Source organism: Paraburkholderia aromaticivorans, from assembly GCF_002278075.1.
Classification (GTDB): Bacteria; Pseudomonadota; Gammaproteobacteria; order Burkholderiales; family Burkholderiaceae; genus Paraburkholderia; species Paraburkholderia aromaticivorans.
Genome location: NZ_CP022989.1, coordinates 2360096 through 2385081 on the forward strand (window position 1 = coordinate 2360096; position 24986 = coordinate 2385081).

The window sequence follows — 24986 nt, forward strand, 5'->3', positions numbered from 1 at the left end:
CGTGCAGTCGTTCGTCATCAATCTGCTCAACGGTGTCAGCTACGGCCTGCTGCTGTTCATGCTGTCGGCGGGCCTGACGCTGATTTTCAGCATGCTCGGCGTGCTGAATTTCGCGCACGCGAGCTTCTATATGCTCGGTGCGTACGTCGGCTTTTCGGTGGCGGCGCGCGCGGGGTTCTGGAGCGCGCTGGTCGTGGCGCCGCTCATCGTCGGGCTGATCGGCGCGGCGTTGGAGCGTTGGCTGTTGCGGCGCGTGCGCGCGCACGGCCACCTCGCCGAATTGCTGCTGACGTTCGGCGCGGCATATCTGCTCGGCGAACTGGTCAAGCTCGGCTGGGGCTTGAGTGCGCTTTCCGCGACGCTGCCCGCCGTGCTCGACGGGCCGCTTTTCACTGTCTACGGCACGGCCTTCGCGCGCTATCGGGCCTTCATGATGGTGGTGTCGCTCGCCATGCTGTGCGCGCTCTACGCGGTGTTGTGCGTGTCGAAGGCCGGACTGATCGTGCGCGCCGCACTCACGCACGCGAGCGCCGTCGAGGCGCTCGGCCACAACGTGCCGCGTGTGTTCACCGGCGTGTTCGCGGCCGGCACGGCGCTCGCCGCGTTGGCCGGCGTGATCGGCGCGCCGCTTTTCGTGATCGAACCGGGAATGGCGGAGTCGCTCGGCTCGATCGTGTTCGTGGTGGTCGTGATCGGCGGATTGGGCTCGCTAGGCGGCGCGCTGGCGGCGTCGCTGCTGGTGGGCTGCGTGCAGACCCTGGCCGTGGCGAGCAACCTGTCGCTGGGCGAGGTGCTGTCGATGTTCGACGCATCGCTGCCGGCCGAATGGGACGCGCTGACGCTCGCGCAACTCGCGCCGCTGATTCCGTATCTGCTGCTGGTTGCAATGCTGGCGCTGCGCCCGCGCGGACTTTTCGGACGGCGCGACGACCATGTCTGACGCGCACGAATCCTCGGCGCCACCGGCGCCGTCCGCGAGCGCGCCGCGCTCGTTCTGGCGCGGGCTTGCGCCTTGGCTGGCGCTCATCCTGTGCCTCGCCGTGCCGCCTTTCATCTGGCCGCAAAGCTGGCTGCTCGCCTATCTCGCACAGACCGCGACGATGATCGTGTTCGCGCTTTCCTACAACCTGCTGCTCGGCGAGACGGGATTGCTGTCGTTCGGTCATGCCGCATTCTCCGGCCTCGGCGCACTCGTGGCCGCGCAAGTGTTCAACCGGGTCGGCGTACCGCTCGTGCTGCTGCCGCTGGTTGGCGGTATCGGCGGCGCGCTGTGCGGTGTGCTGTTCGGTTTCATCTCGACGCGGCGTGCCGGCACGGCCTTCGCGATGATTACGCTCGGTCTCGGCGAACTCGTGGCCGCCGCCGCGTGGACGCTACCCGACTGGTTCGGCGGCGAGGCGGGCGTGGCGATCGACCGGGCGAGCGGAGCGCCGTGGGGAAGCTGGAGCTTCGGCCCGGCGCGCGAGGCGTACGCGCTGATCGCGGGGTGGTGCCTGCTCGCCTGCGTGGCGATGTTCGCGCTCTCGCGCACCCCCTTCATGCGCGTTGCCAACGCCGTGCGCGACAACCCGGTGCGGGCGGCGGCGATCGGTTGCTATCCGCGCCGGATTCGCTGTGGCGTGGTGGTGGCGTCGGCGTTTTTCGCGGGTATCGCGGGGACCCTGGCGTTGATCAATGTGGAACTGGTGTCGACGGAAAGCGTGAGCATGGTGCGCTCGGGCGCGGTGTTGATCGCCACGGTGATCGGCGGCACGGCGGTGTTCTTCGGGCCGGTCGCGGGCGCGGCCGTTCTGACGTTTTTCAGTGTCGCGGTGGCGAGCGTGACGCGGGCGTGGCCGTTCTATCTGGGACTCTTCTTCATCATGGTCGTGGTGATTTCGCCGGACGGGCTCGCGGGCTTCGCGCAGCGACATTCGGCGCGCGTGGCGGCGCATGGCTGGCGCCGCTGCCGCGCGGCTTACCTGTGGGGCATGGCCGCGGCGCTGCTGTGGACGGCGGCCATCGTGCTGACGGTGCAATGGGCTTACGCCGCGCAATTCGGTGTGGACGACGGCGCGGCCTTGGGTGGTACGGGTGGCATGGGCGCGCTGAGATGGCTGCGCGCGTCGCCGCTCGGGCTGGGGGGCGCGGTCTTGATGCTGGCCGCGCTGGGCGGACTCCCGGCGCACTACGCGATTCGCGCGCAAGCCCTTCTTGCGGCGAGGCGTTCGAGCGCCTCGCCCGCCACCGGAGACGCGCGATGATCCCGGCGCTCGCGCTCTACGGCGTCGAGAAACGCTTCGGCTCCACGCAGGTTCTGCGCGGTGTCGATCTCGCGGTTCAGCCCGGCGAACGTCATGCGCTGATCGGTCCGAATGGCGCGGGCAAGTCGACGCTGTTCAATCTGATCGCGGGCGGCGCGCGGCCGAACGCCGGGCGCATCGATCTGTTCGGCGCCGAGATCACGCGTCTCGCGCCGGCCGCGATCACGCGCCGCGGCCTCGCGCGCAGTTTCCAGAGCACCAGCGTGTTTGCGCGGCTCAGCGTGTTCGACAACCTGCGCTGCGCGGCGCTGCTGGCGGAGCGTGACCGCACGCGCTGGTGGCAGCGTTTCAGCGGCTCGCGGACGGTCGACGCGCGCGCCGCACAAGTACTCGACGCGGTGGGCTTGAGTGCGCGCCGGCAGGTTCTGGCCGGCACGCTCAGCTATGCCGAGCAGCGCGCGCTCGATCTGGGTATCGCGCTCGCGGGCGGCGCGCATACCCTGCTGCTCGACGAGCCGACCGCCGGCATGAATCGCGCCGAAGCGGCGCGCGCGATCGAACTGATTCGCGAGACCACGGCGGGCCGTACGCTGCTGATGGTCGAGCATGACATGGACGCGGTGTTCGCGATCGCCGATCGCATTTCTGTGCTGGTGCAAGGGCGCATCATCGCGAGCGGCACACCTGCCGCGATTCGCGCGGACGCGGCGGTGCGCGCGGCCTATCTCGGCGAAGGCTTCGGCACATGAGCGCCTTGCTCGAGATCCGCGGGCTGAACGCGTGGTACGGCGCGAGCCAGGCGCTGCACGGCGTGACGCTGAGCGTCGAGGCGGGCGAAGTGCTGGCGCTGGTCGGCCGCAACGGCTCGGGCCGCTCGACGCTGGCGCGCGCGCTCATGGGGCTCGTCCATAGCGAAGGCGAACTGCGTTTCGCGGGCCGCCCGCTCGGCGGTTTGCGCACCTTCGAGATTGCGCGTCTTGGGCTTGGCTACGTGCCCGAGCATCGCGATGTCTTTCCGACGTTGAGCGTCCACGAGAATCTGCAACTCGGACTCGCGCCACGCGAGCGCGGCCGCGCGCCGCGCTTTACCTTAGACGACGCCTACGCGCTTTTCCCGGTGCTGAGCGAGCGCAAGCGCACACGCGCGGGCGCGCTATCGGGCGGCGAACAGCAGATGTTGACGCTCGCCCGGGCGCTGCTCGGCGACCCCGATCTGCTCGTGATCGACGAACCCGGTGAAGGTCTCGCGAGTCTCGTGATCGACCAGGTCGCCCGATGCTTGCGGACGCTGCGCGATCGCGGCGTGGCCATGTTGCTGATCGAGCAGCGCCTCGTGATCGCGCAGGACATTGCCAGCCGCGTCGCGGTGATGGGGCACGGCGAAATCGTGTTCGACGGCGCGCTCGCGTCGTTCGCGCAGTGCACCGACGTGATGCGGGAATGGCTCGGCGTGGGTTGAGCGGGACACGTCCGCGCGGTGTTCCTATTGCAGCGCCGCATCGCGCTGGATGATCGTTTTGCTGTCCTCCTGGATGCGGCCGGCGTGGGTCGGCTTGCGCGTCGTGCGCGCCGCGCGGGAGGCGGTCGAACATGCCGTTTGAATCCCGCCTGCCGGCGCGCCGCTCACGCCGCGTACATGCGGCTTTCCAGTCGTCCGTTGCGGCGATTCAAACGCTTGATCGTTTGGTGAGCGTCCTCCAGAAATCTTGTCGGCAGCGCGCTGACAAATCAAGACAATCGGGTAAAAGACGCGCGACGGCGGCTTGCTGTTTAAAGCCCGCGTATGCGCGACTCATCATGCCGTGCCCGGCGCGCGAGAGACGCGTCGCGGCTCCAGGAGGAGACATCATGAAACACCGACGCGCATTGGATGAGGTGCCGGCGACCTGTCCGCTGACGCCGGCTTCGCGCGAGGCAAGGCCGAGGCGTGCCTGGCATGCGCCGATCAGCGCGGGCGCCGCGCTGTTGACGACCGCGCTGCTGATGTCCGCCTGCGCCGATGCCAGTTCGACGATCGGCGACGCGGCATCCGCGCCGGCAAATCCCGCGAGCGGGGCGGCCGATGTGGCGAGCAACGGCGTCAGCACCCGCGGCGACCGTGCGAAGGTCAATGCAAGCGCCAACGCCAACGCGGCCACAACCAGCGCCTCGACGAGCGCCACGCTCATCGCTCAGCCTGCCGCCTCCACACGTCGTCCCGCAATCGAGCTCGCCAAGGCCGAACAACTCGCGGTGGAACAAAGCGTGGCGGCGCGCGTGCCGGCGGCGAGCGGCATGACCGAAAAGCGCAGCCGCCCGCTGACGTTGCGCGATTCCGGTATCGACGGTTCGCTGATGTTCGCGCGCGACGTGGACTTCCGCGTGACCGGCGACATCGGCTTCATGATTCACGACATGGCGGCGACACTGACGCCGGCGCATGCCGGCCAGCCGATCGTCTTCGACGATCCGACCAGCGTGACGATCGACGTCCACCGCGGCCAGGTCACGCTCGACAGCGCCAAACTCACGGCGATCTTCAATCGCTACCTGTTCCAGTATCAGGGCTCGCCGCTGCGCAATATGCGCGTCGTGCCGCAGGACGGCGGCAACTTGCGCATTACCGGCGAGATGCATCGCGAGACCTGGGTGCCGATCGTGCTGAGCGGATCGCTGTCGATGCGCAATCGCGAGGAACTCGTGTTTCATGCCGATCATGTCGAGGTGGCCGGCGTCGGCGCCGACAAGCTGATGCAGGCCGCGCACGTGAAGATGGCCGACCTGCTGAAAGTGGACACGCCGATCGCGCGTCTCGACGGCGACGACGTCGTGATGCAGGTGGCCAAGCTGACGCCGCCGCCCGCGTTGCACATGACGATCACGCAGATCGAGACGAGCGCCGCGGGCGTGCGCTTCACGCTCGACGACCGGAGCGTGCCCACCATCGTGTGGCCCGCGACGATGCCCGCGCGCGGCATGCTGGTGCTAGGCGGCGACGTGAAATTCATGCGTTCCATGCCGATGAACATCGACATGGCGCTCACGCCGATCGACCGCAACGCGCCGTTCGTGCTGGACCTGTACCACTACCGCGAGCAGATGGCGGCCGGCTATTTCACCTTCGACGAAGCAGGCGCGCTGGACGTGCATCTGCCGTCGTATACGACGCTAGCCGGCGCGGACAAAGACACGCCGACGCAAACCGGCAGCGCGAGCGCGCGCTTTAACGACAGCTTCATTCGCGCCCAGCAGGCCGCGCTCGCGCAGGCGCGGCTCGTGTGGCAACGCGTGCCGCAGGCTGTGCAAGGCGCCTCGGTGGCGCGTGCGATTCCGGTCGGCACGCGCGCGGCGTTTGCCGGGCAACGCATGACCACGCCGGGTTCGGCGTCCAGCGACGAACGGCATTCGCCGGGCCCCGCGCCGTTGATTCACGTCGAGAACGTCGATTTCTACGTGGCGGGGCGGATCGGTTTTCACGTGCGCTCGCTGGATGCGCAGATGGTGCCGAAAAAGTCTGGACAACCTGTCGATCTGGATGATCCCGATCAGTACGATATCCGTATCATCGGCGGCGAGGTCGTGGAGCCGTGGCCAGCGATGGCGGCCCTCTTCAACGACTATCTGCTCGACTACGAGCCGCGCTCGCTCAACGACTTGCAGTTGAAGCCGGTGGACGGCAAGCTGGAAGTGGCGGGCGGCATCAAGTTGTGGAATCACTTTCCCGGCGTGTGGCTGCCGACCGCGATGAGCGGCACGATCGTCGCCAAAGACGAGCGGCATCTCGTGTATGAGCCGACTTCGGTGAAAGTGCTGGGCGTGCCGCAGGCCGGCCTGCTGCGCGCGCTGGATATTCCGCTCGCTTCGCTCACGCCGTTCACGCGCAAGGGCGTGGCGCTCAAGGGCAATGAACTGGTGTTCGATCAGTACACGGTGTTTCCGCCGCCGGTTCTGCAAGGGCGTCTCGCGAGCGCGACCGTCACCGACGCTGGCCTCGTGCTGAAGTTCAAGCGCGACGGCAGCGTCGCCGCCGCCAGGCCGCCCGCGAGCGCGGGCAGGAGCTTCGTATGGATCGAGTCCGGCGACGTGAAGATGTTCAACTCGCTGGTGACGAACACGCGCACGTTCATCAAGGACAGTTCGAATCCGGGCGTGATGAAGTTCGACCTGTACGCTTATCGCAAGGACGTGTCGAAGGGAACCGTGAGGATGGGGGAGGACGGCGGCCTCGATGTCGATCTGGCCGTCAGGAAGTAGCGCGACCCGTTTGAAGCCTGCGCGATGCCATGTCGATGCGTCGCGCAGGCTTCAGGTTCAAGCGTCCTTATTGATGATCCACTCATGCGCCGGGTCATTGCGGAAATGCCAGACCCGCTTGCCGCCCGCCATGACGTTCAGATAATACGAGTCATAGCCGTACGGCACGACCACCGGGTGATACCCGCGCGGCACCATGACGACGTCGTGATCCTCCACGGCCATCGACTCGTCGATATCGCGCATGTCCGTGTACACGCGCTGGAACGCAAACCCTTGCGGCGGATCGAGGCGGTGATAGTAGGTTTCTTCGAGTGAGCTCTCCTGCGGCACATTATCGGTATCGTGCTTATGCGGCGGGTAGCTCGAAGCGTGTCCGCCAGGCGTTCTGACTTCGACCACCAGCAAAGACTCTGCGGGCTCGGTCTGCGGAAGAATATCGCAAACGTATCGCGTATTCAGGCCTTTGCCGCGCGTCGAGCGTTTCATCGAAGCGGGCTCGATCAACCTCGCGGGATACTCGCCGTTGGCCGGCGCGCTCGCCACGCCGATTTCCGCATCGCGGCAGGCACGAACCGTGGCCCGCACGTTGGGCGGCAGATACACCGCATACGGCGCGGCGTCTTCGAACACGCTGTCACGCGAACCCAGCGAACGCCATGTCGTCTGCGCGGTTTCAATATCCACCGCGCCGGTGAGCACGACAATGCACACCTCACGCGCCGGCTCGTGCACGTGCACGACTTCGTTCGTACCCAGCCGGTAAGCGGCAAATCCCACATACCGCCAGCACGCCGACTCCGGTGTCACTCGCGCGATCGTCTGGCCTTCGCGCTGCGCCTTGACCAATAAACTCATGCTGCCTCCTGCCGGGTCTTGTCAGCGGCGTCGAGCGGGGCATCCACCAACGCGCGCAATGTCTTGTAGCCTTTCTGCGCATACTCGAATGAGGGCGCCACGACCGGATCCTGCTCGGCTTCGACCACCAGCCAGCCGCGATAACCGTGCCGCTTCAATCGCTCGATGATCGCCGGGAAATTCACCGCGCCGTCGCCCGGCACCGTGAAGGCGCCGGCGATGACCGCGTCGAGAAAACTCCAGTTGCGATTGCGCGCGAGCTTCATGACGGCGGGGCGCACGTCCTTGCAATGCACGTGGCAGACCCGCCCGATATGTTTGTCGAGCACGGCGAGCGGATCGCCGCCGGCAAAGGTAATGTGTCCGGCGTCGAACAGCAGGCCCACCGCGTCACTGGTGCGCGACATCAACTGATCGACATCGGCGGGTGTCTCGACATAAGCGCCCATGTGATGATGATAGGCGAGCCGCACGCCGCGGCTCAGCGTATAGCGTGCGAATTCGTCGACGCGCGCCGAATACGCCGCCCATTGCGCGTCGCTGAAAAAGCGCGGCCGTTGATAAAGCGGCTGCGCCGCGCCCTGGATCGAATCGGCGACCTCGCCGTACACCATGGCCGTCGCGCCGTTTTGCGCAAGCAAGTCCAGATGCGGGCCGACGGCGGCGATTTCCTCTGCCACGCTGCGTCGTGCGAGGCGCCCTGAATACCAGCCGGACACCAGCGCGAGATCGTATTGCGCGAGCAGCGTTTTCAATGCCTGCGGCTCGCGCGGAAACTTGTTGCCCAGTTCGAAGCCTTGATAACCGATCTGGCGGCCTTCCGTCAGCGCCACCTCGAGCGGCGTCTCGCCGCCGAGCGAAGGCAGATCGTCGTTCATCCACGAGAGCGGATTGATGCCGATACGTACGTCGAGAGCAGTCATGCGGGCGTCCTCATTCGTTGTCGGTGGGGCCGGCGTTGCGGGCGGAGCCGGGCGGTTCGGCGCGGGCCGCGAGCTGCGTTTCGTATTTCGCGCGGGCGTCGCGAACAGCGGGGCGCGCCGAGACTTCCGGCACCGCCACTTCCCACCACCAGCCGCCGTCATCGGTGGTGCGGGCGGGGTCGGTATCGATGCTGACGACGTAGGTGCGATCCGCCGCGCGGGCGCGTTCCAAAGCCGTGTCGAGTTCCGCGATATTCGCGACATGTTCGGCCTGCGCGCCCAAGGCGCGCGCGTGCGCGGCGAAGTCGATCTTCGGCGCGCCGAGCGGGCCCTGCTTGCAGTCTTCGAGCAGGTTGTTGAACGGCGCGCCGCCGCACGCCTGTTGCAGGCGGTTAATGCAGCCATAGCCGCGATTGTCGAGCACCACGACGATCAGCTTCGCGCCGATCATCACGGAGGTCGCGATCTCGCTGTTCATCATCAGATAGCTGCCGTCGCCGACCATCACGATTACTTCACGCGCGGGCCGCGCGAGCTTCACGCCGAGTCCGCCGGCAATCTCGTAGCCCATGCACGAATAGCCGTACTCGACGTGATAGGCGCCCGGCTTGCCGGCGCGCCACAGTTTGTGCAATTCCGCGGGCAGCGTGCCGGCCGCGCTGACGACGATGTCGTTCGCCGGCGAGCTCGCGGCCGAGCGCTGTATCGCGCCGATCACATCGCCCTCGTAAGGCAGCACGGAATCGCGTTGCGGCGCATGGGTGAGCGTGCTCACCGTATCGCGCCAGCTTGCCGCCAGTTTGTGCGCGCGCGCGGTCCATGCGCGGTCCGCGTGCCAGCTCTGCAGGGGTTCGGCGAGCGCGTCGAGCGCGAGCCGCGCGTCGGCTTCGACCACCAGCGCGCGATGCTTGAGCCCGTCGAAGGCGTTGGCGTTGATGGCGACCACCTCGGCTTGCGTAAACAAGGTGTTCGAGCCGGTGGTGAAGTCCTGCAAGCGGGTGCCGATGGCCAGCACGCAATCGGCGTCGTGCGCGAGCGCGTTCGCGGCGGGCGAGCCCGTCACGCCCAGCGCGCCCACGTTCAACGGATCGTTCCAGGCAAGCGAGCCTTTGCCGGCCTGCGTTTCCGCGACCGGCACGCCGTGCGTGGTCGAGAAACGGTGCAGGGCATCGGCGGCGCGGCCGTAGAGCACGCCGCCGCCCGCGACGATCAACGGCCGCCTGGCCTCGCGCAGACGCGCGAAAGCGGCCTCGATGTCGTCGACGCGCGGCGCGGGCGCATGAAACGCGACCACGCGCGGCTGGAAGAAGTCGACGGGGAAGTCCCATGCCTGCGCCTGCACGTCCTGCGGCAACGCGAGCGTGACGGGCCCGCACAAGGCGGCGTCCGTGAGTACGCGCACGGCACGCGGCAGCGCATTGAGCAATTGCGCCGGATGCACGATGCGGTCGAAGTAGCGCGACACCGGCTTGAGCGCGTCGTTGGCGGAAACGCCGCCGTCGTGGAAGTCTTCGAGCTGCTGCAACACCGGGTCGGGTGCGCGCGAGACGAAGATGTCGCCGGGCAGCAGCAGAACCGGCAAGCGGTTCACGTGGGCAAGCGCCGCCGCCGTCACGAGGTTGGTGGCGCCCGGTCCGATCGAGGTCGTGACGGCCATCATGCGGCGGCGGAAATGCGCCTTCGCATAGGCGATCGCGCTGTGCGCCATCGCCTGTTCGTTATGCGCGCGCAGGGTCGGCAGTTCGTCGCGGTGCTGATACAGCGCTTCGCCGAGCCCCGCCACGTTGCCGTGGCCGAAAATGGCGAACACGCCGCCGAACAGCGGCTCGCTGCCGTGGCCGTCCTCGGTCGCGACGCGTTGCGCGGCGAGATAGCGGACCAGCGCCTGCGCACAGGTGAGGCGCACCATACCGCCGGAACCCGCGCGGGCCTGGTTGGCGTCGTTGGCTGACGCCGCATCGTGATGCATTACGCGCTGATTCATGCGGCCTGCTCCTGATGGATATGACTGGACGCGCCAGGTGACGCGGCGCTCGCGCCACGCGTGGCACGCCATGAAGCAATCAACGTTTCGAAGGTGCGGCGCACGCGCGCGATCAGTTCGTCGTCGCCGATTTCTCCGGCCAGCCATGCATGACTCGGCTCGTGGAAGATCGTGCGCCCGACCGTGAAGCCGCGGCACGTGGCCGATTGCGCCGCCGCGCGGAATCCTTCGTTTAACTGTTCGACCGCCGCCGACAAGCCCAGCAGAACCACGCCGCGGCAGTAGGGATCGCGCTCGGCGATCAGCGCGTCGATGTTGCGCCATTGCGCGGCGTCCATCGGTTCGAGCTTCCACCACTCGGGATAGATGCCGATGTTGTAGAGGCGCTTCAACGCGCGATACACGGTGTCCGGCGCTTGCGGCAAATACGCGTGTTTCGGCGGAATCACTTCGAGCAGCAATTCATGGCCGCTCGCCTGCGTCGCGTCGTACAGCGCGCGCAATTGGGCTTCCTGTTCGAGGCGCTGCTCGATGGGTTCGTCGGGATGGAACTGCACGAGGCACTTGACGATATGCTCCTGCGGCCACGGGATCAGTGTGGTGCCGATCGAGCGCCCATGATCGAACACGAGCGGCACCGAGCCCGGCAGTTCCACCGGTCGGCCGATCCACCAGCCACGGCCGGTGGCCGCGTTCAGCGCGTCCTGGCCGTAACGGTCGTCGATCAGCACGCCGATGCGGTTCTGCAAACCCAACGCGCTCTCGGTTTGCGCGACGGCTTCGACGAACAGGCCCTTCAGCTGTGCAATGCGCGCGTCGTCGGCGCCGGTTTGCTGCGCGAGCTCGAAGAACTGGTTGCGATGGTCGAAGGCGAAACCGAGTACTTCGTCCCATTGCTTGCGTGCCGGTGAGACGCGATGCAGGCGAGCGAGCGTCGCGTCGCGGTCCGGGCGCCGCATGCGCTGCGGATCGGCCTGGGCTTCGCGCAGGAAGTAGTCGAGCTCGGCGGGCGTCGGCATGGCCGGTGCGCAGCCGTGCCGCGAAACGACCAGCGCGCCGCTCGCGTTCGCGGCGCGCGCGCACGCTTCGAGCGGTTGATCGCGCAACCAGCCGGAGAGAAAGCCGGAGGCGAACGCATCGCCCGCGCCCAGCACGTTCAGCACTTCGACTTCCACGCCGCCGTGAATCGGCAGGTCGTCGAGCGAGGCGGGCACCGCGCCGTCGATGATCTGGCAGCCCAGCGGTCCGCGCTTGAGCACCAGCGTGGCCGGCGTGACGGCGCGCACCATGGCGAGTGCGTCGACCAGTTCGGTCTTGCCGCCGGCAATGCGGAATTCCTCCTCGGTGCCGATCACCAGATCGAAGAGGGGCAGAATGCGCTGCAAATGCGCGGTGACGCCTTCGCTCGCGACAAAGCGCGTTTCCCCGTCCGCTTTGCCGGTGAGTCCCCACAACACCGGGCGATAGTCGATATCGAGCACGGTGCGCACCTGATTGCGGCGCGCGTAGTCGAGCGCGCGGCGGCTCGTGCGGTTCACCTGTTCGGTGGAAAAGTGCGTGCCGGTAATCAGCAGCGCCCTGGATGACGCGATGAAAGCCTCGCCGAAATCCGCTTCATCCACTGCCATATCGGCGCAGTTCTCGCGGTAGAAGATCAGCGGGAACGTGTCGCGGTCTTTCAGACCGAGCAGCACGAGGGCGGTCAGGCGTTCCCGGTCGATGCGCACGTGGCTGACGTCGCAGCCCTCCTTGACGAGCGTCTCGGTGAGAAAGCGGCCCATGTGATCGTTGCCGACGCGCGCCAGCATCGACGACGCGAGGCCGAGCCGCGCGCAGCCGAACGCGATATTCGCCGACGATCCGCCGAGATACTTCGCGAAGCTCGACACGTCTTCGAGCCGCGCGCCGACTTGCTGCGCGTACAGATCGACGGCGAGGCGGCCGAGGCAGACAATGTCGCGGCTGCGGCCCGGCGCGAAGCGGCTGGACGCCGGCGCAGAGGCGGACGGGGTTGCGCTGGATGTGCTGGAATGATCCATGAAGTTTCCTGAGTAGCTGTGCGCGGTGGCCGGCGCGTCCGCGCCGGTCCTCGCGCGAATGAATCAGATCGTCGCGCCTTCGAGTTCGCCGATCATCTTCTGCATCTCGGCGCCGCCGGCCATCATGTCGAGCACCTCGTCCTTGCTGATGGTTTCCTTGGTGAACGTGCCGAGCGATTTGCCGCGATTGAGCACCGTGAACGAATCGCCGATCGGATACGCGTGATGTACGTTGTGCGTGATGAAGATCACCGAGATGCCTTTCGCACGCGCCTTGTGGATCAGCTTCAGCACATTGAAGCTCTGCTTCACGCCGAGCGCGGCGGTCGGTTCGTCGAGAATCAGCACGCGTGCGCCGAAGTGAATCGCCCGGGCGATCGCCAGACATTGCTTCTCGCCGCCGGACATGGTGCCGATCGGCTGATGCGGATCGCGCACGTTGATGCCCATTTCGGCGAGCTTGTCGCGCGCGGTAGTGGCGCTGGTCTCGAGATCCATGACGCTCAGGAAACCGAACAGTTTCTTTTGCGGCTCGCGTCCCATGAAAAAGTTGCGTGCGACCGAGAGCAGCGGCACCAGTGCCAGATCCTGATAGACGGTGGCGATGCCGAGATCGAGCGCGTCTTTCGGCGACTCGAACAGCACCGGTTTGCCATCCACGAGATACTGGCCGGAAGAGGGCTGATGCACGCCGGCGAGGGTCTTGATCAGCGTCGATTTGCCGGCGCCGTTGTCGCCGAGCAGGCAATGCACTTCGCCGCGTCTCAGGCGCAAGGTCACGCCGCTCAGCGCGATCACCTTGCCGAAGTATTTGTTGACGTTTTCGAGCGCGAGGATCACGTCGTCCTGCGCAGCACGGGCGCTGTCCACGGCGTTCGCTGCGGTATTCGTATCGGACATGGTCGTCTCCTCGTTACGCCTGCGAGACGCGGCGGCGTACATAGTGATTGAACAGTACGGCGATCAGCAGCATCACGCCGAGGAACACGCGGAACCAGTCGGAACTGACGTTCGTGTACGTAATGCCGATCTGCACGACGCCGAAGATCAAGGCACCGAAACACGCGCCGACCACCGAGCCGTAGCCGCCCGTCAGCAAGGTGCCGCCGATCACCGCGGCGATGATCGCTTCGAATTCTTTCTGCAAGCCCCGGTCGGCCGCGGCCGAGCCGATGTCGCACACTTGCAGCACCGCGAACAGGCACGAGCAGAACGCGGTCAGCACGAACAGCGAAATCTTCACGCGACGCACCGGCACGCCCACATTCTTGGCTGCGTTGGCGTCGCCACCCACCGCGAGAATCCAGTTGCCCGCCCGCGTTTTCGCCAGCACGAACGCGCAAACCGCCGCGAGGCCGAGCCACCACAGAATCACTTTGGGAATGCCCGGCACGAGCGCGTGACCGTTATCGAGCAGCGTGCCGATGCCGTGATGCGCGAGCATCGTGAAGAGACCGTTCAACGCGACGCCGTGAAACAGCGTATTCGCGAACCAGTCCTGCTGCGCGAGGTCGCCGACGCCGGAGACTATCGTGCGGTCCGCGAACATGATGGACAGCGCGAGCGTGAGGCCGCGCAGGATGAACAGGAACGCGAGCGTGACGATGAACGAGGGCAGGCGCGTGCGCATGACCAGATAGCCGTTCAGCGCGCCTAGCAACATGGAGCCGGCAAACGCGAACAGGATGGCCAGAGAAATCGGCCAATGAAAGTAGACCGACGGAATCGCGACCATCATGCCCGCGAAACCGATCATCGAACCGATCGACAGATCGAACTCGCCAGCGATCATCAAGAGACACGCGCCCACGGCGAGGATGCCGAGATACGCGGACACCTGCGACCAGTTCATTACGCCGTCGAGATTGAACATGCCGGAATTGCCGGCCGTCAGCGCGAAAACGAGAAACACCAGTACCGCGCCGGAAATCGCGGCGAATTCGGGGCGGTTCAGCACGTGGCCGAACCTGGATTCCTTGCGCAAGCGTTCATCCGAATCGGGCAGCGAGGACGCGGCCTCGGCGCTGTTCGACTTGACGTGCGGTGGGAAGTGTTTGCCGGCTACACCCATGATGTCTCCTTGGAGCCCGGTTGTGCCTGCCTCGCGCGGGAATGGATGGCGAGAACGACAGCCGGTGTAATGCGCGGTGGCGGCGGGCGGCCCGCCCGTATCGAAGCGGTGCCCGCCGTGCGCGTGACTAACTAGAGAAAAGAATCAGCGGTACTGCCCTGCGTACTTGATGACCTTGTCGAGGTTTTCCTTGGTGATGAAGCCCGGGCCCGATCGGATATTCTTCGGCCCGTAAGACGGTGCGAGACCGTAGGTGGCAAGCCGCTCCTTGAACTTCGGATTCGCCTCGAGAATCTGGCGGATCTTCGCGGGATCGGTGGTGTGCTCTTTCTTCACGATCGCCAGCACGGCCACGGGGATATAACCCTGCAGGTACGGCTGCTGGTCGATGGCGAACTGGATCGTGCCGCTCTGGATCGCTTTGGCGATGTCGTCGGAAAAGTCGAACGTGCAAAAGTAGATCTTGCCCGCCAGACCCATCTGCGTGACTGCCTTCAGCGTGGCCGAAGCCGGGGTCGGTCCGAGCGTCAGGATCGCACCGGTGTTCGGGTGGTTGCGCAGATACGCGCTGACCTTCGACTGGATTTCGGTAGGATCCTGGCCGGAGTCGATGGTGGATGCCTTGTAGTCGACGCCGAGCGCTTCGGCGAAACCACGGCAACGGTCGAACGACACCGTGTTGGTGGCGATGTGGTTCACGCACAGGAACGACTTCACGCCGGCGGCCTTGGCCTTTTCGCCGGCCGCTTTGCCCGCGACGTATTCGGGTTGACCCACATGCATGATCGCGCCGAGTTGCGCGCTCTGCTCTTCTGTGCCGGAGTTGATCGTGACGAGCGGAATCTTCTTCGCGGTGACCTTGTTGATCGAGCTTTTCAGCACGTCGAAATCGGCGATGGTGACGATCACGCCGTCGTAGTTGCGCGCGGCCGCCTGTTCGATCAGGCGGGACATATCGGCGATGTCGCCATTCGGCGGATTGCGGTAGTCGGTCTCGACGTTGAAGTCCTCGTCGGCCTGCTTGATGGCGTTCTTGATGGTGTTCCACCACGAATCCGAATCCGGCGCGTGGCTGATCAGCACGAAGTGTGCGTCAGCCGCGCGGGCGGCCGAGGCCGCGCCGAATCCCGTCGCCAACGTCAATGCCGTCACCAGAATCCTGAGCGTAGCCTTGCCCTTGCAAAGTCTCATTGTCTCCACCTTTCTCGGTATGTCGTTTTTGAAGGGAGCGTCTGGCAGGCGGCTTTCCATCCGCGTACAAACCCGGGTGTCTCCACCAAAGCACCATCGCTCACGACCAAGATTAGGCGATCTTCCAAGGCGTTGCAATGAAAATTTCATTATAAATAAAAATGGAAAATACGTTCCATTTGACATGGCGCCTGCCTATAATCGGCAGCGTCAGGACGCCGTGCGGCGGGCTTCGCAGCCCGCTGACGCACTGCAAAAAAGCACCCGAGAGAGAGCCATGGCGGAAGAGAGCACCGAGGAATTGCCGAGCGTCGAAGAATTGATGCAGCGCATCGCGGAAAACTACGACGCGTTGCCGCGTCAGTTGAAGAACGTCGCGACTTATATCGAGCAGCACCGTTCGAGCGTGATGGTGGATCGCACCAGCGACATTGCCGCGAGCTGCGGCGTGCATCCGTCCGCCGTGGTGCGTTTTGCGCAGCGCTTCGGCTTTTCCGGATTCTCTGATCTGCAGGCGGTATTTCGGCAGGCTTATACCGGGCAAGGCAGTTCGTCGCCGAGTTATCAGCAGCGGATTCGCAAGCTGATCGACGAAAAGCCGGCCGCGCTGTCCGGCGGTTCAGTGGCACGCGAATTCATTGCGGCTGCGCGCGGCGGTCTCGAAGAACTCGAAGCCGGGCTCGACGACAAGCAGTTCGACGCCGCGGTGAAGATGTTGCAGCAGGCCGACAACATCTACGTAATCGGCGTGCGGCGTTCCTTTCCCGTGGCGAGCTATATCGTCTATGCATTGCAGCACACGCCCAAGCGCGTGCATCTGGTGTCCGGATTCGGCGGCATGTACCGCGAACAGATTCGCAGCGTGAAAAAGGGCGATGTGGTGATCGCGATCAGTTTCGCGCCCTATGGAAAGGAAACGCAGTATTGCTTGCGGGTTGCGCATCACCATCAGGCCAGGACGCTGGTTATTACGGATAGCCAACTATCTCCGCTCGCGCGTTACGCGACTACGCAACTGTATGTGAAAGAGGGCAGCGCATTCGCGTTTCGCTCGCTGACCAGCACGATCTGTTTGTGCCAGGCGTTATTCATCGCGCTCGCGTACAAGCTCGAATTGAATGTTGAAGAATCCAAAGACACCGGAGGATACGATGACTGATGGAGCAAAGCAGGCGGCAAAGACGATCGACGTAGCGGTATTCGGCGCGGGGCGCATCGGCAAGATTCATGCGGCCAATCTCGCCCGGCAGCCGGGCGTGCGGCTCAAGTATGTGGTGGATGTGAATCGCGAGGCGGCCGCCGCGCTCGCCGCCGAGCACGGCGCGCAGGTTGCGGATGTCGATCAGGCGATGGGCGATGCCGCAGTCGGCGCAACCGTGATCTGTTCGAGCACGGACACGCATGCGGATCTGATCATGCAATCGGCCGCGCAGAACAAGCACGTGTTCTGCGAGAAGCCTGTCGATCTGACGCTGGTGCGTGCGCAGGCTTGCGCGCAAGCGGTCGAGCGCGCGGGTGTGGTGTGCATGATCGGTTTTCAGCGGCGTTTCGATCCGACGTTTTCGGCGCTCAAAGCGCGTCTGGATGCCGGCGAGATCGGCACGCCGGAGATGCTGGTGGTGACGAGCCGCGATCCGGGTGCGCCGCCGGTCGATTACATCCGCCATTCGGGCGGCATCTTCAAGGACATGCTGATTCACGACTTCGACATTTTTCGCTGGATTCTCGACGACGAGGCCGACACGCTGCACGCCACCGGCAGCTGTTTGAGCGACCCGGCGATCGCCGAGGCCGGCGATATCGATTCGACCGCGGTCACGATCCGCACGAAGCGCGGCCGTCTGTGCCAGATCAATACCGCGCGCCGCGCCGCGTACGGCTATGACCAGCGCTTCGAAGTGCTGGGCAGCAGCGGCATGCTGCAGGCGGGCAATGTGCGGCCGACGGAAGTCACCGCGTATTCGAAAACCGAAGTGTCGAGCGATGTGCCCGAAGCGTTTTTCCTCGAACGCTATCGGGCCGCTTACGCGCATGAAATCGCGCATTTCTTCGATGCGGTGACACATGGCAAGCCGGTGCGCACCACCGTGGCCGACGGCCTGAAAGCGCTCGAACTCGCGGAGGCCGCGAGCCGGTCGTGGCGCGAGGGCCGTGCGGTCAAACTAGGCGAGGCGTCGTGATGACCGCGGGCGCAGCGCGGCTTCGGGTGGGTGTGGTCGGCCTTGGGCGTCTGGGCAAGCGGCACGCGGAGAATCTGGCGTATCGCGTGCCGGGCGCGTCGGTCGTGGCGGCCTGCAGTCCGGTGGACGAGGAGCGGGCGTGGGCGCGTGAAGCGTTGCCCGCGCCGCGTCTGTACGACGATTACGCGGCGTTGCTCGCCGATCGCGAGGTCGATGCCGTCTGGCTGGTGACGCCGTCGTCGTTGCACGCGCAACAGATCGTCGATGCGTTGCGTGCGGGCAAGCATGTGTTTTGCGAGAAGCCTTTGTCCCTGGATCTGGCGGAGTGCGAGAGGGTACTCGCCGAGGCTGCGCGCTATCCGCATCTGCAAGCCACGATTGGTTTCATGCGGCGCTTCGATCCGAGCTATCAGGACGCGTTCGACAAGATCGAAGCGGGCAAGATCGGCCGGCCGTTTCTGGTGCGCTCGCAGACCGCGGATCAGAACGACGCCCACGGGTTTTTTGTGCGCTTTGCGGCGACGTCTGGCGGAATCTTTCTCGATTGCACGGTGCACGATATCGATGTGGCGCGCTGGTTATTGGGCCGGCCGCGCGCCAAACGCGTGTTTGCGGCGGGTGTCGCTGCGATGCATGAGGGGCTGCGGGAATTCGGCGATGTCGATAACGGTGTCGCGATCTGCGAGTTCGAGGGCGGCAAGCTGGCCATGTTTTATGCGTCGCGGACGCAGGCGCATGGCAACGATACGCATAGCGAAGTGATTGGTACGGCTGGGGCGCTGGCGATTGGTCGTAACCCGCGTGCGAATCGTGTTGAGATTTATGACGCGACCGGGATTCGCAACGAATGTACGGCGAATTTCTTTGATCGGTTTGAGGACGCGTTTTTGTTCGAGGCGCAGGCGTTTGTTGCGGCTGTGCGGGGTGGGGTGGGTTGTTCCGCTGCGCAGGTTGGGGCTTCGCTTGCGGATGCGTTGGAGGCTACGCGGATTGCCGGGGCGTTGAGGGAGTCTTTGCTGAAGGGGGAGGCGGTTGTGCTGTAGGTGGGTTTCTTTGTCTATGTTCCTTTTGGTGTTGGCCTTTCCTTGATTTGTTAGTGGTCTATTGGCGTTGCCCCTGTGCGGGGCCTATGGACCTATCCGTAATTTTGTGGGCGAGGCATATCATGAGAAGTAAAAGTCATGGATATGCCGATGAAGAAGAAACGCACCGTCGCTTCGCAGGCAGCGGCCCGAGGGCCGCTGCCTGCCCTGCCGGAAGGTCTGCTTGACGACCTGGTCAGAGGCCCGATGACGCCGGACCTGTCCGCATTTTCGTGGGCGAGGCGGTTAAAAACCCTCGTGCTCAACGGGCCTGCGTAAATCGTTCACCGAACAGAATAGCAAACTGGTTCATCGCGGATTTCCAATCAAAGGTGCTCCGCACCGATTTCGCCAACATGTTGCGTAGCGCGAGCCAGAGCAGCTTGACGGCCGCCTCGTCGTTCGGGAAATGGCCTCGCGTCTTGATGATCTTGCGCAGTTGCATGTTCAAACTCTCAATGGCGTTGGTGGTGTACACCACCCGTCGAATGTCCGGGGGGAACACGAAGAACGGTATGACGTGCTCCCAGGCACGCTGCCAGCATTGGACGATCATCGGGTATTTGGCGCCCCATGGCCCTTCGGCGAAGTCGCGTAACGCTTGCTCTGCGGCCTCTGCGCTGGCGGCAGCATAGATCGGTCTCAACGCTTGGGCGAGCGCTTTGCGGTCCTTGTAGTTGGCAAATTCCAGGCTATTGCGGATCAAATGCACGATGCAGGTCTGCACGGTGGCACGGGGGTAGACCGCAGCGATTGCCTCGGGCAAACCCTTCAGACCATCCACCACGGCGATCAGGATGTCCTGACAGCCGCGCGTCTTGAGTTCGTTGAACACCTTGAGCCAGAACTTCGCGCCTTCGGTCTGCTCGATCCAGAGCCCCAGCACGTCGCGCTGGCCGTCGGCCTGGATGCCCAGCGCCAGGTACACGGCCTTATTGCTGACCATGCCGCCGTCGCGAATCTTGACCCGCAGCGCGTCGAAGAACACCACCGGATACATCGTCTCGAGCGGACGACTTTGCCAGGCGAAGGCTTCGGCCATGACTTCGTCGGTCACCGAACTGATGAAATCGGGCGAGACCTCGGTTCCGTAGCTCTCGGCTAGAAAAGCGCGGATCTCACGCACACTCATGCCACGCGCGTACATCGCGATGATGCGCTCGTCGAAGCCGGTAAAACGGCGCTCGTGCTTGGGAATGAGGATCGGCTCGAAGCTGCCGTCCCGGTCGCGTGGGATCTCGACCCGAACCGGGCCGCGGTCGGTCATGACGGTTTTGCCACTGGCGCCGTTGCGTTCGTTGACCTGACCGAGCGGCTTGACCTGGCCGGACGGGTAACCCAGATGCAGATTCATCTCGGCGCCCATCGCCCGTTCGATGATGGCCTTGTTGAATGCCAGCATCAGGTCTTGAACGTCGCCGGGCGACATAGGCCCTTTGACCAGTTGATCCATCAACTCATCTGGCAGTTCAGGCAGCGGCCCGCGGGCCGCTGCCTGAGACGCTGCTGTCCGTTTCTTTTTCATCGGCATATCCATGACCTTGATCCCTCATGATATGCCCCGCCCACGAAATCGCGGATAGGTCCATGACGCCCGGCGAGGTCCAGGACCTGATGCTGGCATTCAACAAGGCACTCATCGAGCGCGCAATGGGCGCCGAGATGAAGATGCCAATAGACCACTTACAAATCAAGGAAAGGCCAACCCCAAAAGAAACACCGACACAACCCCGCGCCCCAGCACCCCCGCGCCCCCTGCGGTAGAATTCAAGCCTCCGTCCGGCGTCGCGAACGACGCCCTGTCCCCGAAGGTCATCGTCGATGCAAATTCAGATTCACAAGGAAGTCGATGCGCGCGGGCTGATGTGCCCGCTGCCCATTTTGCGCGCGAAGAAAGCGCTCGCCGACATGGAAAGCGGCCAGATTCTCAAGGTGCTGGCCACCGATCCTGGCTCGCAACGCGATTTCGCCGCGTTTGCCAAGCAAACGGGCAATGAAATCGTCGAAAGCTCGGCGCAAGACAAAGTCTTCACCTTCCTGATGAAACGCCGCTGAAACCGGCGCGCACGCCGCGAGACAACCAGGCAGCCGCGAGAAAACAAAAGGCGCTGTGCCCGCGAAAGCAGGGCACAGCGCCTTTTTACTTCGGTTCGACGCTATCGGGAGGCTAGCGGGACCCGCTCAGCCTTCCAGCACCGGCGAACGCGTGCGCAGATATTCTTCGAAATCCGCAGCCACTTCCGGGTGACGCAGGGCGAATTCGACCGTCGCCTTCAAATAGCCGAGCTTGCTGCCGCAGTCGAAACGCGTGCCGTGATACTTGTACGCCAGCACCTGTTCGTCGGCGAGCAGGGATTGAATCGCGTCCGTCAGCTGCAATTCACCGCCCGCGCCCGGCTTCAACGCGCGCAGATGTTCGAAGATGCGCGGCTTGAGCACGTAGCGGCCCACCACGCCGAGATTCGAAGGGGCCACGCTCGGTTCCGGCTTTTCGACGATACCCGACATCTTGATGATCGAATCTTCCCATTCCTTGCCGTCGACAATGCCATACGACTTGGTTTCCTGCGCCGGGATCTCTTCCACGCCGATCACCGAGCTGTGATAGTGATCGAACACCTCGATCATCTGCGCCATGACAGGCGGCGTGCCGTACAGCAAGTCGTCCGCGAGAATCACGGCAAACGGGTTGTCGCCCACCAGCTTCTCGGCGCACAGCACCGCGTGGCCGAGGCCCAGCGCTTCCGGCTGACGCACGTAGAAGCAATCCACATGGCTCGGCTTGATGCTGCGCACGAGCTCCAGCAGCTTGTCCTTGCCGCGCGCCTGGAGTTCAGCTTCGATCTCATACGACTTGTCGAAATGGTCTTCGATCGCGCGCTTGCTGCGGCCCGTGACAAAGATCATTTCGGTGATGCCGGCCGCCATCGCCTCTTCGACCGCGTACTGGATCAAAGGCTTGTCGACGATCGGGAGCATCTCTTTCGGGCTCGCCTTCGTGGCAGGGAGGAACCGGGTGCCAAGACCTGCTACCGGAAAAACCGCCTTTGTAACTTTTAGCATGTGATTACCCTGAATCCTCTGAATTAGCTATCGGTCCTTGCCCGCCTCTCAGGGGGCGGGCACGGAGCGTCGATCAGGCCGGCAAGCGAGCCAATTGGGCTTTCAGCTTGCCCACCGTGGCTTCGAATTCTGCCAGTCTTTTCTGCTCCTGCTCAACGACTGCCGGCGGCGCCTTTGCAACGAAACTCTCATTCTGCAATTTGCCGTTGCACTTGATGATCTCCGTGCTCAACCGCGCAATCTCCTTCGACAACCGCTCGCGCTCGACTGCCACATCGATTTCCACCTTCAGCACGAGCTTGTCATTCCCAACGATAGCAATTGGCGCGCCATCTGCCTGCGCATCCAGGCTTGCTTCGTCGGCAATGATCTGCACTTCGGACAAACGGGCCAATGCCTGGGCGTACGGAGCGAACGTGCGCAGGCGCTCCGCGTTGCCGGTAGCGAGCAACGGCACCTTGACCGCCGGCGACAGATTCATTTCGCCGCGCAGATTCCGGCACGCATCGATCACTGCTTTCAGGTCGGCCGCCCACTGCTCGGCGTCTTCATCGATCTTCGACGGTTCGGCAACGGGGTAAGGCTGCACCATGATGGACGCTTCACCCTCAGCCATGCCTTCGGGATAACGCCCGGCCAACGGTGCCACTTTTTGCCACAGCGCTTCGGTGATGAACGGAATCACCGGATGCGCGAGGCGCAGCACCGTCTCGAGCACGCGCAGCAGCGTGCGGCGAGTTGCGCGCTGCTGGTTCGGCTGACCCGTCTGGATCTGAACCTTGGCGAGTTCGAGATACCAGTCACAGTATTCGTCCCATACGAACTTGTATAGGGCGTTGGCCACATTGTCAAAACGATAGTCGGCGAAACCCTTGGCGATTTCCGCTTCCACCCGTTGCAGACGGGAGACTATCCAGCGGTCGGCCGACGAGAAGTTCAGGTGTCCGTCCGGACCGCATTCGCCGCATTGCGCCGGCTTGCCGAAGCCGCAATCGTGGCCTTCGCAGTTCATCAGCACGAAACGGGTGGCATTCCACAGCTTGTTGCAGAAGTTGCGATAGCCTTCGCAGCGCGCGAGATCGAAGTTGACGTTGCGGCCCAATGTGGCCATCGAGGCCATGGTGAAGCGCAATGCGTCGGTGCCGAACGCCGGGATGCCGTCGGGGAATTCCTTGCGGGTCTTCTTTTCGATCGACGCGGCCTGCTTCGGGTTCATCAGGCCGGTCGTGCGCTTGGCGACCAGCGCGTCGAGGCCGATGCCGTCGACGATGTCGATCGGGTCGAGCGTGTTGCCCTTGCTCTTCGACATCTTCTGGCCTTCGGCGTCGCGCACGAGACCGTGCACGTACACCGTGTCGAACGGCACCTTGCCGGTGAAGTGCGTGGTCATCATGACCATGCGCGCGACCCAGAAGAAGATGATGTCGAAGCCGGTGACCAGCACCGAAGAAGGCAGGAAGTGCTTGAGCTCCAGCGTTTCATTCGGCCAGCCGAGCGACGAGAACGGCACCAGAGCAGATGAGAACCACGTGTCGAGCACGTCTTCGTCGCGCTTGAGCGCGCCCGTGTAGCCGGCTGCCGTGGCCTTGGCGCGCGCGTCTTCTGCGGTTTTCGCGACGAAGATTTCGCCGTTTTCGCCGTACCACGCCGGGATCTGATGGCCCCACCAGAGCTGGCGCGAGATGCACCAGTCCTGAATATTCTCGAGCCACTGGTAGTAAGTGGTGGTCCAGTTTTCCGGCACGAATCTGATTTCGCCGCTGCGCACCACGTCGAGCGCAGTTTCGGCGATCGATTTGCCCGGATTGAAGGTGCCTTCCGGCGCCGGCTTGCTCATGGCGACGAACCATTGGTCCGTCAGCATCGGCTCGATCACGACGCCCGTGCGGTCGCCGCGCGGCACCATCAGCTTGTGCGGCTTGACCGATTCGAGCACGCCGAGCGCTTCGAGGTCGGCCACCACCTGCTTGCGGGCTTCGAAACGGTCGAGGCCGCGGTATTTTTCCGGCGCGTTGTCGTTGATCTTCGCGTCGAGCGTGAGGATTTCGATTTGCGGCAGCTTGTGGCGCAGGCCGACCTGGTAGTCGTTGAAATCGTGCGCGGGCGTGACCTTGACGACGCCGGTGCCGAATTCGCGGTCGACATAATCATCCGCGATGATCGGCACTTCGCGGCCCGACAGCGGCAGCGTGACCGTCTTGCCGATCAGGCGCGCGTAGCGCTCGTCTTCCGGGTGGACCATCACGGCGGTGTCGCCGAGCATGGTTTCCGGTCGGGTGGTGGCGACCGTCAGATGGCCCGAGCCGTCCGTGAGCGGGTACTGGATGTGCCAGAGCGAGCCGTTTTCTTCCTCGCTGACCACTTCGAGGTCGGAGACGGCCGTGAGCAGCACCGGATCCCAGTTCACGAGGCGCTTGCCGCGGTAGATCAGGCCTTGCTCGTACAGGCGTACGAACACGTCGCGCACGGCGGCCGACATCTTGTCGTCCATCGTGAAATATTCGCGCGTCCAGTCGATCGAGGCGCCCAGACGCCGCACCTGATTCGTGATGGTCGAGCCGGATTGCTGTTTCCATTCCCAGACGCGTTCGACGAACTTTTCACGGCCCAGGTCGTGGCGCGAGACGCCTTGCGCGTCCAGTTGCCGCTCGACGACGATTTGCGTGGCGATACCCGCGTGGTCCGTGCCCGGCACCCACAGGGTGTTTTCACCGAGCATGCGGTGATAGCGGGTGAGGCCGTCCATGATCGTCTGGTTGAACGCGTGGCCCATGTGGAGAGTGCCCGTGACGTTCGGTGGCGGCAGCTGGATTGAGAAATCTTTCCGGTTTTCCTGGATGACGGGCGTCGCGTACGCGCGCTTTTCCCATTCGGGGCCCCAGTGGGCTTCGATGGTCTGGGGCTCGAAGCTTTTTGCAAGCGTGGAGGTGGTGTCGCTCGGAGTCTCGCTCATTGTGTCGATTCGGCTGGTGAATGCAAAGAATGCCTGATTATAAGCGGCGCTCCGCGGCCGGGGATTTTTGCCGTTTGAGGCGCGATGAGATGCGAGTCGAGTCCGGGTCGCCGTCTGCGTCAAACCGGACGCGCAACGTCGTCGGGCCAGTACACGCGGGTATCAC

20 protein-coding genes are annotated in these 24986 nt (G+C 64.3%); 10 read left to right on the forward strand and 10 right to left on the reverse strand.

The window, feature by feature from the left end; translation table 11 throughout:
• Position 1 precedes the first annotated feature (1 nt).
• The 5 genes from CJU94_RS10870 to CJU94_RS10890 all read left to right on the forward strand — a co-directional run bounded on the left by CJU94_RS10870 (position 2) and on the right by CJU94_RS10890 (position 6476).
• Complete coding sequence (locus CJU94_RS10870; protein ID WP_095418690.1) at positions 2-940, forward strand: branched-chain amino acid ABC transporter permease; 939 nt, start codon at positions 2-4, stop codon at positions 938-940.
• Positions 933-2243: a branched-chain amino acid ABC transporter permease gene (locus CJU94_RS10875; protein ID WP_095418691.1), complete on the forward strand. Its 1311-nt coding sequence runs from the start codon at positions 933-935 to the stop codon at positions 2241-2243. The genes CJU94_RS10870 and CJU94_RS10875 overlap by 8 nt, the downstream gene beginning before the upstream one ends.
• Complete coding sequence (locus CJU94_RS10880) at positions 2240-2992, forward strand: ABC transporter ATP-binding protein (RefSeq protein ID WP_095418692.1); 753 nt, start codon at positions 2240-2242, stop codon at positions 2990-2992. Before CJU94_RS10875 ends, CJU94_RS10880 begins: the two co-directional genes overlap by 4 nt.
• Complete coding sequence (locus CJU94_RS10885; protein ID WP_095418693.1) at positions 2989-3702, forward strand: ABC transporter ATP-binding protein; 714 nt, start codon at positions 2989-2991, stop codon at positions 3700-3702. The genes CJU94_RS10880 and CJU94_RS10885 overlap by 4 nt, the downstream gene beginning before the upstream one ends.
• Before the next feature lie 389 nt (positions 3703-4091).
• Complete coding sequence (locus CJU94_RS10890; protein WP_095418694.1) at positions 4092-6476, forward strand: hypothetical protein; 2385 nt, start codon at positions 4092-4094, stop codon at positions 6474-6476.
• A gap of 57 nt (positions 6477-6533) precedes the next feature.
• On the opposite strand, the gene iolB is transcribed toward CJU94_RS10890, so the two are convergent.
• From iolB to CJU94_RS10925, 7 genes are all read right to left on the reverse strand, one after another.
• Positions 6534-7334 (reverse strand): 5-deoxy-glucuronate isomerase, encoded by an 801-nt coding sequence (gene iolB / locus CJU94_RS10895; protein ID WP_095418695.1) that lies wholly within the window; start codon positions 7332-7334, stop codon positions 6534-6536.
• Complete coding sequence (iolE, locus tag CJU94_RS10900; RefSeq protein ID WP_095418696.1) at positions 7331-8257, reverse strand: myo-inosose-2 dehydratase; 927 nt, start codon at positions 8255-8257, stop codon at positions 7331-7333. Before iolE ends, iolB begins: the two co-directional genes overlap by 4 nt.
• Positions 8258-8267: 10 nt before the next feature.
• Entirely contained in the window at positions 8268-10241 is a 1974-nt protein-coding gene (gene iolD, locus CJU94_RS10905) for a 3D-(3,5/4)-trihydroxycyclohexane-1,2-dione acylhydrolase (decyclizing) (protein ID WP_095418697.1), read from the reverse strand.
• Entirely contained in the window at positions 10238-12280 is a 2043-nt protein-coding gene (locus CJU94_RS10910) for a bifunctional 5-dehydro-2-deoxygluconokinase/5-dehydro-2-deoxyphosphogluconate aldolase (protein ID WP_095418698.1), read from the reverse strand. Before CJU94_RS10910 ends, iolD begins: the two co-directional genes overlap by 4 nt.
• Before the next feature lie 63 nt (positions 12281-12343).
• Positions 12344-13180, reverse strand: a complete 837-nt coding sequence (locus CJU94_RS10915; RefSeq protein WP_095418699.1) for an ATP-binding cassette domain-containing protein — start codon at positions 13178-13180, stop codon at positions 12344-12346.
• Positions 13181-13193: 13 nt separating this feature from the next.
• On the reverse strand, positions 13194-14351 hold the full coding sequence (locus tag CJU94_RS10920) for an ABC transporter permease (RefSeq protein WP_095418700.1): 1158 nt from the start codon (positions 14349-14351) through the stop codon (positions 13194-13196).
• A gap of 144 nt (positions 14352-14495) precedes the next feature.
• The gene (locus CJU94_RS10925) at positions 14496-15542 is read right to left on the reverse strand and encodes a sugar ABC transporter substrate-binding protein (protein WP_095418701.1); all 1047 of its coding nucleotides are present in this window, start codon (positions 15540-15542) and stop codon (positions 14496-14498) included.
• A 277-nt stretch (positions 15543-15819) separates the two neighbouring features.
• Here CJU94_RS10925 and CJU94_RS10930 point away from each other — a divergent pair, with 277 nt between their 5' ends.
• From CJU94_RS10930 to CJU94_RS10945, 4 genes are all read left to right on the forward strand, one after another.
• Positions 15820-16701 (forward strand): MurR/RpiR family transcriptional regulator, encoded by an 882-nt coding sequence (locus tag CJU94_RS10930; RefSeq protein WP_095418702.1) that lies wholly within the window; start codon positions 15820-15822, stop codon positions 16699-16701.
• Positions 16694-17722, forward strand: coding sequence for an inositol 2-dehydrogenase (gene iolG / locus CJU94_RS10935; RefSeq protein WP_095418703.1), 1029 nt, complete (start codon positions 16694-16696; stop codon positions 17720-17722). Before CJU94_RS10930 ends, iolG begins: the two co-directional genes overlap by 8 nt.
• The gene (locus CJU94_RS10940) at positions 17722-18765 is read left to right on the forward strand and encodes a Gfo/Idh/MocA family oxidoreductase (protein WP_095418704.1); all 1044 of its coding nucleotides are present in this window, start codon (positions 17722-17724) and stop codon (positions 18763-18765) included. Before iolG ends, CJU94_RS10940 begins: the two co-directional genes overlap by 1 nt.
• 150 nt (positions 18766-18915) lie before the next feature.
• Entirely contained in the window at positions 18916-19083 is a 168-nt protein-coding gene (locus tag CJU94_RS10945) for a hypothetical protein (protein ID WP_157763733.1), read from the forward strand.
• Here CJU94_RS10945 and CJU94_RS10950 read toward each other — a convergent pair.
• Positions 19067-20335, reverse strand: coding sequence for an IS256 family transposase (locus CJU94_RS10950; protein WP_425272189.1), 1269 nt, complete (start codon positions 20333-20335; stop codon positions 19067-19069). The two genes, CJU94_RS10945 and CJU94_RS10950, sit on opposite strands and share 17 nt — an antisense overlap.
• Positions 20336-20631: 296 nt before the next feature.
• Between CJU94_RS10950 and CJU94_RS10960 the strand changes: the two genes are divergently transcribed.
• The gene (locus tag CJU94_RS10960; protein ID WP_041746333.1) at positions 20632-20859 is read left to right on the forward strand and encodes a sulfurtransferase TusA family protein; all 228 of its coding nucleotides are present in this window, start codon (positions 20632-20634) and stop codon (positions 20857-20859) included.
• Positions 20860-20985: 126 nt separating this feature from the next.
• Here the strand turns inward: CJU94_RS10960 and galU are convergent, their stop codons facing one another.
• Both galU and CJU94_RS10970 read right to left on the reverse strand, forming a co-directional pair.
• Positions 20986-21867 carry a UTP--glucose-1-phosphate uridylyltransferase GalU gene (galU, locus tag CJU94_RS10965; protein ID WP_095418707.1) on the reverse strand — a complete coding sequence of 294 codons (882 nt, stop codon included), beginning with the start codon at positions 21865-21867 and terminating at the stop codon, positions 20986-20988.
• A gap of 73 nt (positions 21868-21940) precedes the next feature.
• The gene (locus tag CJU94_RS10970) at positions 21941-24820 is read right to left on the reverse strand and encodes a valine--tRNA ligase (RefSeq protein WP_095418708.1); all 2880 of its coding nucleotides are present in this window, start codon (positions 24818-24820) and stop codon (positions 21941-21943) included.
• Between the last annotated feature and the right edge of the window lie 166 nt (positions 24821-24986).